The organism is Sphingomonas sp. R1 (assembly GCF_025960285.1).
Lineage (GTDB): Bacteria > Pseudomonadota > Alphaproteobacteria > Sphingomonadales > Sphingomonadaceae > Sphingomonas.
In genome coordinates this window covers 2,628,068-2,640,344 of sequence record NZ_CP110111.1, presented here as the reverse complement: position 1 = coordinate 2,640,344, position 12,277 = coordinate 2,628,068, and the positions used below count along the sequence as shown (strand labels likewise).

The window sequence follows — 12,277 nt, the reverse complement described above, 5'->3', positions numbered from 1 at the left end:
TGCCATGGACCAACTGCTCTACGTGCTGGCGATCATGGGCTGCAGCGACGACGCGCAGGCCTGTCGCCAGGTTCGCCTGGAACCCGCCCGCTATACGTCGCAGGCCGCCTGCCAGGAAGCCATGGAGGCAGCGCTTCGCCGCGCCACCGATGTCGACTATCCCGTCGTGGAGGCGGCGTGCCAGCGTCGGACCGAGCAGATGGTGTCGCGCGAGCCCCAGCAGCCGGTGACGGGGAGCTGAGGCCCGCGCCCCCACCCGTTGTCATCCCCGCGAAGGCGGGGATCCATTTGCCAGGACGTTCGGGGAAGGAACCACGGCATCAGCGCCAATGGATTCCCGCCTTCGCGGGAATGACGATGGTCTGGATGGATGCCGATGCCCGGCGCCACGTACCCTATTCGTGCAAGCGCCCGAAGTCCGGCCGCGCATCGTCCTGTCCCTGGTCGATGATCGAGCGGCGGATCGCACGGGTGCGGCTGAACAGCTCGAACAGCTCGTCGCCCTTGCCCCAGCGGATCGCGCGCTGGAGCGCGGTCAGATCCTCGGTGAAGCGCTGGAGCATGTCGAGCACCGCTTCGCGGTTGTTCAGGAACACATCGCGCCACATCGTCGGGTCCGACGCGGCGATGCGGGTGAAGTCGCGAAAGCCGCCGGCCGAATATTTGATCACCTCGGACTGGGTGACCTCCTCCAGGTCGGAGGCGGTGCCGACGATCGTGTAGGCAATGAGGTGCGGCAGATGGCTGGTCACCGCGAGGACGCGGTCATGGTGCCCCGGCTCCATCGTCTCGACCATCGCGCCGAGCCGCCGCCAGAACTCACTGATCCGCTCCACCGCGAGGGCATCGCTGCCCTCGGGGGGTGTTACGATGCACCAGCGATGATGGAACAGCGAGGCGAAGCCTGCGGTCGGCCCGCTATTTTCGGTGCCCGCCACCGGATGGGCCGGGATGAAGGTCGCGTTCGGCAAGGCGTCGCGCACCGCCTCGATCACGCTCAGCTTGGACGAGCCGACATCGCTGACGATCGCCTCGGCGGGCAGGTCCGCGGCAAACTCCGCCGCCACGGCACCCATCGCGCCAACCGGCACGCACAGGATGACGAGATCGGCGTCGATCACCGCGGTGCCGGCGTTGTCGGCCACGTCGTCGCACAGCTCGATCGCCACCGCCGTCTCGCGCACGGCCGGGTCGGCGTCATAACCGGTCACCCGCACGCTCGGCATGTGCTGGCGGATGCCGCGGGCGATCGAGGAGCCGATCAGCCCGAGGCCTAGAATGGTAACGCGCGCGAAGGGCAGCATCAGGCGCCGAGCAAGCGGCGCAGCGAGGCGGCCACGCCCTTGATCTCTTCCTCGGTGCCGATGGTGATGCGCAGGCCGTGGGGCAGGCCCTGGCCGGGCAGCCAGCGGACGATATAGCCGTCCTCCATGAGGTGCTTGTAGGCCTGTTCGCCGGTCACTTCGCCCTCGAACAGGACGAGCTGGAAGTTCGCCTTGGAGGGCACCGCGCGGACGCCCTTGTTGCCCATGCTCGCGATCTCGTCAGCGAACCACTGGCGCCACTTGGCATTGTGTACGCGGCTGTGCTCGACGAAATCGTTGTCGGCCAGCGCGGCGATCGCGGCGCGGCCGGCGCCGATGCTGAACGCGAACGGCGCGCGGATGCGGTGCATCGCGGCGATGATGTCAGGATGCGCATAGCCCCAGCCGACCCGCTCCGAGGCAAGGCCGAAGATCTTCGAGAAGGTGCGCGTCACCAGCACATTCGGCTGGGTACGGGCGAGCTCGAGGCCGCCATCGTCATCCTCGGGTGCGAGATACTCGGTGTACGCCTGGTCGAGCACCAGCAGCACACTCTTCGGCAGCGCGGCGTGCAGCCGGGCGACTTCTTCGCGCGCGGTGTAGGTGCCGGTCGGGTTGTTGGGATTCGCGAGGAAGACGATCCTGGTCTTCTCGGTCACGCAGGCGAGGATCGCGTCGACATCGGTCGCATAGTCGCGATCGGGCGCCACCACCGGCGTCGCGCCGACGCGGCGGGCCGCGATGTCGTACACCGCGAAGCCGTAGCGGACATAGATGATCTCGTCGCCCACCCCGGCAAACGCGCCGGCGGCAAGGTGCAGCACCTCGTCCGACCCGGTGCCGTAGACGATCCGCTCGGGCTCCACCCCGTAATGCGCGCCGAGCGCCTCGCGCAGCGCGACCGCACCGGCATCGGGATAGCGCTCCAGCTCGGTCGCGGCGGCGGCATAGGCGTCGCGCGCGGCCTGAGGCGTGCCGAACGGATTCTCGTTGGACGAGAGCTTGGCGGCGGGCTTGCCCGAATCGGTGGTGGCGCGGCCCGGGACATAGGGGGCGATGGCCATCACCCAGGGCTTGGGGACGGGTGCGTTCATGGGGCGGGGGATTGAAGGAATGGCGGCCGATTGGCAAGCCGTGCGGCGGGGAAGCTTGAACGCGCGGGCCCCAGCGCCTAACCGCCGGATATGTCCGATGATCCGCGTTTCGGCCTTCGCCGCTCGGTAACGCTGCCGGGGCCGCTGCGCCTCGACGGCGGCGTGCTGTTCTCCCCGGTCGACATCGCCTACGAGACCTATGGCACGCTGAACGCCGACGCCAGCAACGCCATCCTGGTCTGCCACGCGTTGACCGGTGACCAGCATCTCGCCTCCGAGCACCCCGTCACCGGCAAGCCCGGCTGGTGGGCGCGGATGGTGGGGCCGGGCAAGCCGATCGATACCGATCGCTGGTTCGTGATCTGCTCGAACGTGCTCGGCAGCTGCCTCGGTTCCTCGGGGCCCGCGACGATCAATCCGGCCACCGGCCAGCCCTGGGGGATGCAGTTCCCGGTCATCACCATCCGCGACATGGTGCGCGCGCAAGCCATGCTGCTCGATCATCTAGGCGTGGATCGCCTGTTCGCGGTGGTCGGCGGATCGATGGGGGGCATGCAGGCGCTCAACTGGGCGGCGACCTTCCCCGAGCGCATCCGCGCCGCGGTGGTGATCGCCTCGGCGGCGCGGCACTCCGCGCAGAACATCGCCTTCCATGAAGTCGGGCGCCAGGCGATCATGGCCGACCCGAAGTGGCGCGGCGGCGCCTACTACGAGGCGCAGGATCCGCCCGCCGCGGGGCTCGCGGTCGCGCGGATGGCGGCGCACATCACCTATCTGTCCGAGGCGGGCCTCACCGCCAAGTTCGGCCGCAAGCTCCAGGGCCGCGAAACCAAGACCTTCGGCTTCGACGCCGATTTCCAGGTGGAGAGCTATCTGCGCCACCAGGGGCTGGCCTTTGTCGACCGGTTCGATGCCAATTCCTATCTCTACATCACTCGGGCGCTCGATTATTTCGACCTCGCCGAGGAGCATGGCGGCCTGCTCGCCCACGCCTTCCGGCAATCCCAGGCGCGGTTCTGCGTGGTCAGCTTCGACACCGACTGGCTCTATCCCACCGCCGAATCGCGGACGATCGCCCATGCGCTCAATGCGGCGGGCGCACCGGCGAGCTTCGTGGAGCTCAGTTCGCCCTTCGGCCATGACGCGTTCCTGCTTGAGAGCCCTGAGCTTGACCGGGTGATCGGCGGATTCCTTGCGGCAGGAGACCGCGCATGACGCTCCGCCCGGATCTCGCGATCATCGCCGCGCACGTAAATCGCGGCGCGCGCATCCTCGACGTCGGGTGCGGCGACGGTGCGCTGATGGCGGCGCTGCGCGACCAGCAGGGCTGTGACGCCCGCGGGCTGGAACTCGATCCGATCAACGTGGCGGCGGCGGTCGGCCAGGGCCTGTCGGTGATCCAGGGCGACGCCGACACCGACCTTGCCGATTATCCAGACGACAGCTTCGACTATGCGATCCTCAGCCAGACGCTGCAGACGACGCGCCGGCCGGACTGGGTGCTAGACCAGCTGCTGCGGATCGGCCGCCATGCCTTCGTTTCGTTCCCCAATTTCGCCCATTGGCGGGTACGCGCATCGCTGCTGTTCGGGGGCCGCATGCCGGTCACGCGGCTGTTGCCGATCGCCTGGTATGCGACGCCCAACATTCACCATGTCACCGTCGACGATTTCCGCGCGCTGGTGAAGGAACGCGGCATTGCCATCGAGGGCGCTTGGTTCCTCTCCGGCGATCAGCAGACCGGCTCCGGCATGGCCAATCTGCTCGCCGAACACGCCGTCTTCCTGTTGAGGCACGATCGATGACCACCGTCACCCTGCTTGCCACCCATGCGGCATATCGCGACGATATCGGCGACCTGGTAACCCGCCGGCCGGTGCCGGGCCCGGGGCTGGAGCAAATCGGCGCCTTCCTGTTCCTCAACCATCACGGGCCGCAGACCTACCCGGCCAACAACCGCGGCCTGCCCTTCGGTCCGCACCCGCATCGCGGGTTCGAAACAGTGACCTTCATCCTCGAAGGCTCGCTCGCGCACACCGACTCGGCGGGGCATGAGAGCATCATCCGCGCCGGCGGCGTGCAGTGGATGACGGCCGGGCGCGGGATCGTCCATGCCGAGGTATCGCCCGCCGAGTTCAAGCAGGCGGGCGGGCCGATGGAGATCCTCCAGCTTTGGGTGAACCTGCCGAGCCGGCTCAAGATGACCGCGCCGCGCTATGTCGGGCTGCAGTCGGAGGCATTCCCGGGCGTGGCCGCGGGCAAATGCGCGACGGTCCACCTCGTCTCGGGCGCGTTTGAGGGCCGCACCGGCTCGATCGAATCGCTCACCGGCGTGTTCCTGTGCTGGGCCGAGCTCGCAGCGGGCGCAATGCTAACCTTCGACGGCCTCGCAGACCGCGACCTGTTCCTCTACGCAGTGCGCGGCAGCGTGAAGATCGGGGACCGATCGCTGCCGAACTGGCACCTCGCCAGCCTCTCGGCGGGCGACACGCTGACGCTCACCGCCGACGAACCAGCGCTGATCCTGTTCGGCCACGCCGCACCGATCCCCGAGCCGGTGGTCGCCCATGGGCCGTTCGTGATGAACACGGTCCAGGAAATCCACCAGGCCTATGCCGATTACCAGCGCGGGGCATTCGGCGTGGCGGAAATCGTGGCGGGCTAACCAGCCCAGCCTCCTTATGGTCATTCCCGCGAAGGCGGGAATGCATTGCCTTAGGCGCTGGGGATAGAACCGCAGCTTTAGCACCAATGGATCCCCGCTTTCGCGGGGATGACGGGGGAAGGCTGCGAGAGCCTCCCCCAAACTTCCACGTCAGCCCCCCCTCCCTCTCCCCGATGGGGAGAGGGAAAGCAGATCAATGCGCCGCCTGCTCGCCGCGGACGATGCCGCTCTTGGCAAGCTGGTCGTCGATCTGCGCCATCAGCCGGTCGAGGCCTGCCTGGTCCTTTGCCTCGGCGCGCGCCACCAGCACGTCCTGGGTGTTGGACGCGCGCAGCAGCCACCAGCCGTCGTCGGTGTTCACGCGGGCGCCGTCGGTGCGGTCGACCTGGGCGCCATCCGCCTCGAGGCGATCGAGCACTTCCTCGACGACCGGGAACTTGCGGCTCTCGTCGACCTGGAAGCGCATCTCCGGCGTGTTGACCATCGCCGGCATCTCGTCCTTCAGCTGGGTGAGCGACTTGCCGATCACATGCACCGCCTGGATCAGGCGGACCGCCGCATACTGGGCGTCGTCGAAACCGTAATAGTCCTGCGCGAAGAAGATGTGGCCGCTCATCTCGCCCGCGAGCGGAGCGCCGGTTTCCTTCATCTTGGTCTTGATCAGGCTGTGGCCGGTCTTCCACATCACCGGGTTGCCACCGAGCTCGGCGACGCGATCGTACAGCGCCTGGCTGGCCTTCACGTCGGCGATGATCGTCGCGCCCGGATCGACGCGCAGCACCGGCTCGGCGAGGATCGAGAGGAGCTGATCGCCCCACACCACCCGGCCCTGCCCATCGATCGCGCCCAGGCGATCGCCGTCACCGTCAAAAGCGAGACCGAAATCGAGATTCTTTTCCGCGACGAGCTTCTTTAGATCGGCGAGGTTCTTTTCCTCGGTAGGATCAGGATGATGATTGGGGAAATTACCGTCCACATCGGTGAACAGCGTGTGGTGTTCACCGGGCAGCAGCTTGACGAGCTTCTCGATCACCGGACCGGCGGCGCCGTTGCCGGCGTCCCAGCCGATCTTGTACGAACCGCCCGCATAGCCGGCGATCAGGCGGCTGACATACAGGTCCTCGATGTCGGCGTCGGTCACGGTCTCGGAGCCGTCGCCGTCCTCCCAATCGCCTTCCGCCGCCATCTTGCCCAGCGTCTGGATGTCCTGGCCGAAGAACGAGCGGTGCTGGAACACCATCTTGAAGCCGTTGTAATTGCCGGGATTGTGGCTGCCGGTAATCTGGATGCCGCCATCCACCTCCAGCGTTGCCTCGGCGTAATATAGCATCGGGGTGGGGCCCATGCCGGTGCGCACCACGTCGCAGCCCGACTGGGTCAGGCCCTCGATCAGCGCAGCCTCGAGCATCGGCGAGGAGATGCGGCCGTCGCGGCCAACCGCGACCCGGCGGCCGCCGGCGCGGCGCAGCAGCGTCGCGAAGCCGCGGCCGATCGCGCGGGCGTCATCCGGACCCAGCGTCTTCCCTACGATTCCACGGATGTCGTATTCGCGCAGCGACGTCGGATCGAAACGGTGCGTCATTCATGCCCTCCCGAAGGTAAAGATGCGTGCCTCTTCCGCGACTAGAAACGAAGTTTCAAGCCGCCTGCGACACGAATAGATTAATATTTTGCACTGCAACATGGTTGCAGGCAATTGTTACGTGAAGAGGACGGACCTCAGCCGCGTAGCAACGTATCGCGCGCCAGATTGATCCGCCGGGTAAGTTCCGCCGATCCACCACGATCGGGATGCAGCGCCGAGACGAGCCGGCGATGCGCCGCGCGGATCTCGTCCGGACCCGCCGCCGCGTCCACACCCAAAATCGCCCGCGCCTCGCTCTCGCCCAGACGGGGCGGCGGCGTCACCGGCGGCTTGGCCTTGGGCTGCAGCCAGCGCCACAGGATGTAGAGCAATGCCGCGGCAAGAAGCAGCTTCGCCATCAGGCGAACAACGGCGCGTTGACGTCGGGCAGCGCAAGCCCGGCCATCATTTCGCGCAGTTCCTGGCGCGCGGCGACGTGGCTCAGCCCCATCTCGCCGAATTCGCGCGAATCGAGCATGGTAAGTCCTTGCGGGAAGAGCTCGCGATAGATCACGCGCTCCGACAGGCCCGAGATCACCCGAAAGCCGACGCGCTTGGAAAGCTGATCGATCGCCTCGGAAACGCGCTTCATGTTGCGCGCCTCGATATGCTGCATGCGGTTGCGCAGCACCACCCAGTCGATCGTCTCGCCGTCCGCCTTGGCGCGGCGCTTGCGCGATTCCCAGATCATCTCGGAATAGAAGCTGGGGCGCGTCACCCGAAAGCTGTCCGGATCCACCTGGCCGATCAGGTCGAAATCAACGAAGCTGTCGTTCATCGGCGTGACCAGCGTGTCGGCATTGGTGACCGAGATGCGGGCGAACTTGTCGTCGCGGCCCGGCGTATCGATCACCAGGAAGTCGGCGCCCTCGCCCAGCCGATCCAGCGTATCGGTGAAGAAATCCATGCTTTCGCCGTCATGCGTTTCATAGACCGGCATCGGCAGGTCGCGGCCCGAGCGGCGGATGGTGGCGAGGCGGTTGTCGAGATAGCGGCCCATCGTCCGCTGGCGGTGATCGAGATCGAAACAGGCGACGCGCGCGCCCTTGAATGCCAGTGCGATCGCCGCGTGCACCGCGGTGGTCGACTTGCCCGTGCCGCCCTTTTCGTTGGCAAAAACCAGCACATGCAGGCGTTTAGCGGGCTGATTCAACGCAGCAATTCCTTCACTTGATCACGCCGCCTCCCCCCCATAGAAGGCGCCGCTTCCGTTCATATCGAAAGTGCCCAAGCGTGCAAACCGTTCGCCAGATCGACGATCTTCGCAAGGCGCTGGACGCCTTCCGCAGCGAAGGCGCCCGGCTGGCCTTCGTCCCTACCATGGGCGCGCTGCATGACGGGCATATGGCGCTGGTCGAAGCCGCCAAGCGCGCGGGGTCCCGCGTCATCGTGTCGATCTTCGTCAATCCGATCCAGTTCGGACCAAATGAGGATTTGGCGAAGTATCCGCGTCGCGAACAGGCCGATTCGCGAATGCTGAGCAATGCCGGCGCCGACCTGCTGTGGATGCCGACGCCGGAGATCATGTACCCGCACGGCTTTGCCACCAGCGTACGCGTGTCGGGCGTGAGCGAACCGCTCGACGGCGCGCACCGGCCCGGCCACTTCGACGGCGTCGCCACCGTCGTGTCGAAACTGTTCCACCAGGTGCGCCCGGATGTCGCCCTGTTCGGCGAGAAGGACTGGCAGCAGCTCCAGGTGATCCGCCGCATGGTCGCGGATCTGGACATGCCCATCGAGATCCAGGGCGTACCCACCCAGCGCGAGGATGACGGCCTCGCCCTCTCCTCCCGCAACGCCTATCTGATGCCCGAGGATCGCGCCCGTGCCGTGGCGCTGCCGCGCGCGCTGGGCGCCGCCGCCAAGACCATCGGCGAGGGCGGCGATCGCGACGCAGCCCTCAACCAGGCGCGCGACACGCTGACGGCTGCGGGCTTCGAGGTCGACTATGTCGCGCTGGTCGACGGCGAGTCGCTCGGCGATCCGATCGAAGGCAAGTCGATGCGGCTGCTCGCCGCCGCGCGGATCGGGGGCACCCGGCTGATCGACAATATTCCCGTCCTCTGAACAACTACAGTTAAGTCGCTTAACCTTTTATTGTCCGTTCGCCCCCAAATTCGGCTTCAACGAAGGAGTCGAACGGGGAATGTCGCGATGGCGAACAGTGAAAGAAGTGCCCGATTTCTGATTAAAAGCCGCCTGCGGGATGCCGCCCGGGGCAGCGCCGATGCCTGTTTCGATCTGGGCGTGGTCTATTCCAGCGGCGCCGAAGGCGTGTCGATCGATCTGGTCGAGGCGCACAAATGGTTCAACATCGCCGCGATGACCGGCAGCAGCGAGGCACAGGCCTGCCGCGCCGAGATCGCCGAGGACATGACCGCGCGCGAAATCATTTCCGCGCAGAAGGCCGCGCGTGCCTGGCTGCGCGGACTGGACAGCCGCGCAGCCTGACGTCACTCGGCCTTCTGGCCCCAGCCGATCGTTGCGCGGGTGCGGCCGTTATGGGTATCGACCACCACGCGCAGGCTCCGCGCGGTCTCCTCACCGGCCTCGTAGCTGTACGGCGTCTCCCGCCGATATTTGAGGCCCGCGGCATTGGCCTGTGCCCGCGACCAGCCGAGCACCGTCTTCTCGGGCGCATCGACCTCATACACCAGGTTGCCACTGACATGCCGCCCGTCCAGCCCGTCGGGCGCGGCGGTACAGCTGAGCGTGGTGGCCCCGGCATAGACCGGCACGAAATCGGGCGTGTTGCTGCAATCCATTGCGGCGGCAACATTGGCCGGCACGCCCGCCGCCGCCGCCGAGGCGACATTCTGGCCAACCGGATCCTCCGTGGTCTTTTCGCCGCGCCCACAGGCGGCCAGCAGCAACAGCGCCACCCCCGCCGACCAGCCGCCCGTACCCCTGTTCCGCATCCTGCCCTCCGCGCGATTCGTCCGCAGGCAGCAACGGCGGACCCGCGACTTTGCTCCCGTCCCATGAAAGCGGCTGACGCCCGGCAGGCATTGGTCTAGCGCTGGTGGATTGCCACAGACCATCACGGCGCTCGGGGGACATGATCGAACGGACTGGGAACCGCGCAACGCCGCTGCCGCTGCTCGGCGCGCTGCTGGCGCTGCTCTTCTGCGGCGGATTGCTGGTCTACGGGTCGGGCCGCGGAATCGATCTGACCGACGAGATCTTCTATCTCGTCTGGGCACGGGATCCCGAAGCCTATGCGCTCCTCTACCAGCCGTTCGGCTATCTGCTCCATCCGCTCTATGCGCTTCTGGACGGGGACGTGCAGCGCTATCGGCTGGCGGGCTTCGCGATCACCCTTGCCGCCGGGGCGCTGCTCGGCTCGCAACTGGCGGCGGCCAGGGAAGAGCGACTGCGCCTCGCCCTGTTCGGCGCAGCGGCATCGCTTGTCGTCTATTTCCCCTGGATCATCACGCCCAGCTACAACTCCATCGCCAATGTCGGGGCGATGCTGGTGCTGGCCGGACTCGCGATCCTTTTGCGCACGGACCGGCGACGAGCGGCGGGTGCGGCATGCATCGTCCTCGCGGTAGGGCTCTGCGCTGCCGCATTCGCCAAACCGCCGCTGTTCGCACTGGCCTGTGTGCTGCTGATCCTTCTTTCGGCGGCCGCGCTTCGCCATCATCGCAAGCGGAGTGCCGACCTCGTCGTCGCGTTGGCGCTCACGCCGCTGCTGATCCACCTCTTCCTGCCGCTGCATGCGATCCCGGCGCTGTTCCAGCGGATCGCGACGAGTCAGCATGTCCTTGCGCTCCCCAACACCCCCACGCATTTGCCGATCAAGGTGCTGGGCGACTGGGCGGCGGTGCCGCCACTACTGACCGGCGCGGCGCTGCTGGTTGCGACGGCGACGGTTCTGGCATGGCGGCGGACGCGCTGGTCGGCAGGGGCGGGCCATTGCGGCATCGCGCTCGCGCTGGCCTATCTGGCATCGACCGTGCCCGAGACGCTGGACGGCAGCATCCCCGAATTCACCGGGCTCGCCCTGGTTCTGATCGCAACCGGCTACGCGAGCCTCGTCGCGCGACGTGACCTGCTGCTGATCGGCCTGCTGCTCGCTGCCCCCTTCGCAGTGGCGCTGGGCACCTTCAACAACCAATGGGCACAGCTCGATTTCAGCATGGTGTTCCCGCTGCTCGCGCTGTTCCGGCTGGCGGGCGAGGATGCCCGCCGCTGGCGGCAGGCCGCCGCCTATGTGCTGAGCATCGCCGCCCCGCCGCTGCTGCTGCTCGCCGCCGCACAATCGCCCTATAGCCTGCCCGATTCGGTGTTCGCGCAGCAGATCCCGGCGACGCATCCGATCACCGGCAGCCGGCTGCTGGTCGATGCCGAAACCGCCGATTTCCTGAACGGCGCGCGCGGAAAGGCGCCGGGCGCGCTGCTGGTCGATCTGTCGGGAACCGGCCCTGGCGTCGCCGCCGCGCTGGGGGCGAGGGTGCCGGTGCTGCTCTGGCTCAATCCGGCGACCGCGACCTGGCCCGATGTCGTGTGGGATCGCCTCAGCGAGCCCGAGCGGGCACGGGCCTGGTTCGTGGTGCCGGTGCTGCCGCTGTTCGCCCCCTCGGGGCCGGCACGCTGGCTGGCCGCGCATCGCGGCGCCTATTGCGCGATGCCGTTGCCGCGCATGCTCTTCTGGTGGGAGGAGCGGGCGCTCATGGTGTTGCGGCCCTGCGCCGCGCCCGCATCGGGCGCAGGCCGCTAAGATCGGCCGATCAGAACGGCACGTCGTCGTCCAGATCGTCCGGGAAGCCGCCGCCGAAGCCGCCGCCGCTTGCCGCACCGCCGCTGCGCTGACCGCCGCTGTTGAAATTGTTGCCGCCGCGACCCGCGGGCGCGCCGCCGCCAAAGCCGCCGCCGCCGCCGCCGAACGAATCGTCCGCGCCCCAGTCGTCGCCGCCGCCGCTGCTACGGCCGCCGCCCATGCCGCCGCCCTGGCCGCCGCCAGGACCATCGAGCAGCACCATCTGCGCGTTGAAGCCCTGCAGCACGATCTCGGTGGAGTAGCGATCCGCGCCGCTCTGGTCCTGCCACTTGCGGGTCTGCAGCTGGCCTTCGAGATAGACCTTGCTGCCCTTGCGCAGATAGCGCTCGGCGACATTGGCAAGACCTTCGGAGAAGATCTTCACCGTGTGCCACTCGGTCTTTTCCTTGCGCTCGCCGCTGTTGCGATCCTTCCAGCTCTCCGAGGTGGCGATGCGCAGCTCGACCACCTTGCCGCCATTCTGGAACGCCCGGCTCTCGGGGTCGCGCCCCAGATTGCCGACGAGGATCACCTTGTTGACGCTGCCCGCCATGCTGCAAAAACTCCGATATACGATGGCGCGCCCGCACGCAGGGGCGCTAGAAAGACTCAAATATGGCCGAGATCCTTAACCTGAACAAAGCGCGAAAAGCGAGAGCGAAAGCGACTGCCAAGGCCGAAGCCGAGGCCAACCGCGCCCGCTTCGGTCGCACCAAGGCGGAAAAGGCGCGCGACGCTGCGGAGGCCGAACGCAAGGTCCGCACGCTCGACCAGGCCAGGCGCGAGACGCCGGAGGACTGAACCTTCGGCCCACCGCATTCCCGCTGT

At 67.3% G+C, this 12,277-nt stretch carries 15 protein-coding genes; 8 read left to right on the top strand and 7 right to left on the bottom strand.

From position 1 onward, the window contains the following. Window positions 1–4: 4 nt before the first annotated feature. Complete coding sequence (locus OIM94_RS12645; RefSeq protein WP_264607074.1) at window positions 5–241, top strand: hypothetical protein; 237 nt, start codon at window positions 5–7, stop codon at window positions 239–241. Between the two features lie 154 nt (window positions 242–395). Here the strand turns inward: OIM94_RS12645 and OIM94_RS12640 are convergent, their stop codons facing one another. Then, a complete protein-coding gene (locus OIM94_RS12640) occupies window positions 396–1,304 on the bottom strand; it encodes a prephenate/arogenate dehydrogenase family protein (RefSeq protein ID WP_264607072.1) in 909 nt (302 codons plus the stop codon). After that, complete coding sequence (hisC, locus tag OIM94_RS12635; protein ID WP_264607071.1) at window positions 1,304–2,398, bottom strand: histidinol-phosphate transaminase; 1,095 nt, start codon at window positions 2,396–2,398, stop codon at window positions 1,304–1,306. Before hisC ends, OIM94_RS12640 begins: the two co-directional genes overlap by 1 nt. Window positions 2,399–2,488: 90 nt before the next feature. On the opposite strand from hisC, the gene metX reads away from it, so the two are divergent. Genes metX through OIM94_RS12620 form a run of 3 tightly spaced genes read left to right on the top strand, consistent with a single transcriptional unit; the run spans window position 2,489 to window position 5,063 of the window. Further along, the gene (metX, locus tag OIM94_RS12630) at window positions 2,489–3,613 is read left to right on the top strand and encodes a homoserine O-acetyltransferase MetX (RefSeq protein WP_264607070.1); all 1,125 of its coding nucleotides are present in this window, start codon (window positions 2,489–2,491) and stop codon (window positions 3,611–3,613) included. After that, entirely contained in the window at window positions 3,610–4,203 is a 594-nt protein-coding gene (gene metW, locus OIM94_RS12625) for a methionine biosynthesis protein MetW (RefSeq protein ID WP_264607069.1), read from the top strand. Before metX ends, metW begins: the two co-directional genes overlap by 4 nt. Next, window positions 4,200–5,063, top strand: a complete 864-nt coding sequence (locus tag OIM94_RS12620) for a pirin family protein (protein WP_264607068.1) — start codon at window positions 4,200–4,202, stop codon at window positions 5,061–5,063. The genes metW and OIM94_RS12620 overlap by 4 nt, the downstream gene beginning before the upstream one ends. A 193-nt stretch (window positions 5,064–5,256) precedes the next feature. Here OIM94_RS12620 and pgmG read toward each other — a convergent pair whose 3' ends face one another. From pgmG to OIM94_RS12605, 3 genes are all read right to left on the bottom strand, one after another. Next, complete coding sequence (gene pgmG, locus OIM94_RS12615) at window positions 5,257–6,645, bottom strand: phosphoglucomutase/phosphomannomutase PgmG (protein WP_264607067.1); 1,389 nt, start codon at window positions 6,643–6,645, stop codon at window positions 5,257–5,259. Between the two features lie 137 nt (window positions 6,646–6,782). Continuing rightward, on the bottom strand, window positions 6,783–7,046 hold the full coding sequence (locus tag OIM94_RS12610) for a J domain-containing protein (protein WP_264607066.1): 264 nt from the start codon (window positions 7,044–7,046) through the stop codon (window positions 6,783–6,785). After that, on the bottom strand, window positions 7,046–7,840 hold the full coding sequence (locus tag OIM94_RS12605; RefSeq protein ID WP_264607065.1) for a division plane positioning ATPase MipZ: 795 nt from the start codon (window positions 7,838–7,840) through the stop codon (window positions 7,046–7,048). Before OIM94_RS12605 ends, OIM94_RS12610 begins: the two co-directional genes overlap by 1 nt. Before the next feature lie 80 nt (window positions 7,841–7,920). Between OIM94_RS12605 and panC the strand changes: the two genes are divergently transcribed. Both panC and OIM94_RS12595 read left to right on the top strand, forming a co-directional pair. Next, window positions 7,921–8,754, top strand: a complete 834-nt coding sequence (gene panC / locus OIM94_RS12600) for a pantoate--beta-alanine ligase (protein ID WP_264607063.1) — start codon at window positions 7,921–7,923, stop codon at window positions 8,752–8,754. Between the two features lie 87 nt (window positions 8,755–8,841). Then, window positions 8,842–9,138 carry a hypothetical protein gene (locus tag OIM94_RS12595; RefSeq protein ID WP_264607062.1) on the top strand — a complete coding sequence of 99 codons (297 nt, stop codon included), beginning with the start codon at window positions 8,842–8,844 and terminating at the stop codon, window positions 9,136–9,138. A gap of 2 nt (window positions 9,139–9,140) precedes the next feature. Here the strand turns inward: OIM94_RS12595 and OIM94_RS12590 are convergent, their stop codons facing one another. After that, window positions 9,141–9,605 (bottom strand): hypothetical protein, encoded by a 465-nt coding sequence (locus OIM94_RS12590; RefSeq protein ID WP_264607061.1) that lies wholly within the window; start codon window positions 9,603–9,605, stop codon window positions 9,141–9,143. A 140-nt stretch (window positions 9,606–9,745) separates the two neighbouring features. On the opposite strand from OIM94_RS12590, the gene OIM94_RS12585 reads away from it, so the two are divergent. After that, window positions 9,746–11,410, top strand: a complete 1,665-nt coding sequence (locus OIM94_RS12585; RefSeq protein ID WP_264607060.1) for a hypothetical protein — start codon at window positions 9,746–9,748, stop codon at window positions 11,408–11,410. Window positions 11,411–11,420: 10 nt separating this feature from the next. On the opposite strand, the gene ssb is transcribed toward OIM94_RS12585, so the two are convergent. After that, window positions 11,421–12,002, bottom strand: a complete 582-nt coding sequence (gene ssb / locus OIM94_RS12580) for a single-stranded DNA-binding protein (RefSeq protein WP_264607059.1) — start codon at window positions 12,000–12,002, stop codon at window positions 11,421–11,423. Between the two features lie 62 nt (window positions 12,003–12,064). Between ssb and OIM94_RS12575 the strand changes: the two genes are divergently transcribed. Further along, entirely contained in the window at window positions 12,065–12,250 is a 186-nt protein-coding gene (locus OIM94_RS12575; protein WP_264607058.1) for a DUF4169 family protein, read from the top strand. The last annotated feature ends 27 nt before the right edge of the window (window positions 12,251–12,277 follow it).

Bases quoted from the DNA above. Each gene is read 5' to 3' on its own strand.
- OIM94_RS12645 (WP_264607074.1), top strand. From the start codon at position 5: ATGGACCAACTGCTCTACGTGCTGGCGATCATGGGCTGCAGCGACGAC.
- OIM94_RS12640 (WP_264607072.1), bottom strand. From the start codon at position 1,304: ATGCTGCCCTTCGCGCGCGTTACCATTCTAGGCCTCGGGCTGATCGGC.
- hisC (WP_264607071.1), bottom strand. From the start codon at position 2,398: ATGAACGCACCCGTCCCCAAGCCCTGGGTGATGGCCATCGCCCCCTAT.
- metX (WP_264607070.1), top strand. From the start codon at position 2,489: ATGTCCGATGATCCGCGTTTCGGCCTTCGCCGCTCGGTAACGCTGCCG.
- metW (WP_264607069.1), top strand. From the start codon at position 3,610: ATGACGCTCCGCCCGGATCTCGCGATCATCGCCGCGCACGTAAATCGC.
- OIM94_RS12620 (WP_264607068.1), top strand. From the start codon at position 4,200: ATGACCACCGTCACCCTGCTTGCCACCCATGCGGCATATCGCGACGAT.
- pgmG (WP_264607067.1), bottom strand. From the start codon at position 6,645: ATGACGCACCGTTTCGATCCGACGTCGCTGCGCGAATACGACATCCGT.
- OIM94_RS12610 (WP_264607066.1), bottom strand. From the start codon at position 7,046: ATGGCGAAGCTGCTTCTTGCCGCGGCATTGCTCTACATCCTGTGGCGC.
- OIM94_RS12595 (WP_264607062.1), top strand. From the start codon at position 8,842: ATGGCGAACAGTGAAAGAAGTGCCCGATTTCTGATTAAAAGCCGCCTG.
- OIM94_RS12590 (WP_264607061.1), bottom strand. From the start codon at position 9,605: ATGCGGAACAGGGGTACGGGCGGCTGGTCGGCGGGGGTGGCGCTGTTG.
- OIM94_RS12585 (WP_264607060.1), top strand. From the start codon at position 9,746: ATGATCGAACGGACTGGGAACCGCGCAACGCCGCTGCCGCTGCTCGGC.
- ssb (WP_264607059.1), bottom strand. From the start codon at position 12,002: ATGGCGGGCAGCGTCAACAAGGTGATCCTCGTCGGCAATCTGGGGCGC.
- OIM94_RS12575 (WP_264607058.1), top strand. From the start codon at position 12,065: ATGGCCGAGATCCTTAACCTGAACAAAGCGCGAAAAGCGAGAGCGAAA.